At 51.3% G+C, this 520-nt stretch carries 1 protein-coding gene; it reads right to left on the bottom strand.

Translation table 11 applies throughout. The features are described 5' to 3' along the window. Positions 1-137, bottom strand: a 137-nt coding sequence (locus CKO11_RS17405; protein ID WP_223641570.1) for a class I SAM-dependent methyltransferase, incomplete at its 3' end; no start/stop codon positions are given. Between the last annotated feature and the right edge of the window lie 383 nt (positions 138-520).

The following is a 520-nucleotide window of genomic DNA, read 5'->3' as shown; positions in this document are numbered from 1 at the left end:
CCCATCGACATTAAGTCGTTCATGACATCGTATTTTGCGGCAACCGAGTGGAACACGTGTGCCACCATCTCGGCTTTCTGATCTTTGGCGACGGTCTGAAAACCAAAGTGCGTCGTCTCTTTTGAATCTTCCGCCATCTTAGTGCCTGCTATTGAAGAAAATGTTCGTGAAGTGTAACAGATTGGGCGAGATTGCCCTACGTTTCAACCCTCCGCTGAACAGTTCATTAAGCGTGTGTTCTATAAGCAGCGGATACGAATCGGTTGTTTTTATTGTGAACCGCAAGCGTGGCAGGTGGGCGAAATACGGATTAATCCCGCCCTGGGAAACAGCAGATAAGCAAAAGGCCGGGCATGCCGGCCTTCATACGGAAAGAAATAATTACAGCAGACGGCGCGCGGCTTCTACCACGATTTTCACCGCATGGCTTTCCGTTTGCTTCATGGTCTCAGCGTTTGGAATTTCCTGCTGGGTACGGTTAACGATAACGCCCGCCACCATCCCGGCGCGCAGGCCCTGG

Source organism: Rhodobacter sp. TJ_12 (assembly GCF_020023995.1).
Lineage (GTDB): Bacteria > Pseudomonadota > Alphaproteobacteria > Rhodobacterales > Rhodobacteraceae > Rhodobacter.
The sequence above is the reverse complement of the archived record's forward strand: the minus strand, read 5'-3'. Positions and strand labels throughout refer to the sequence as shown.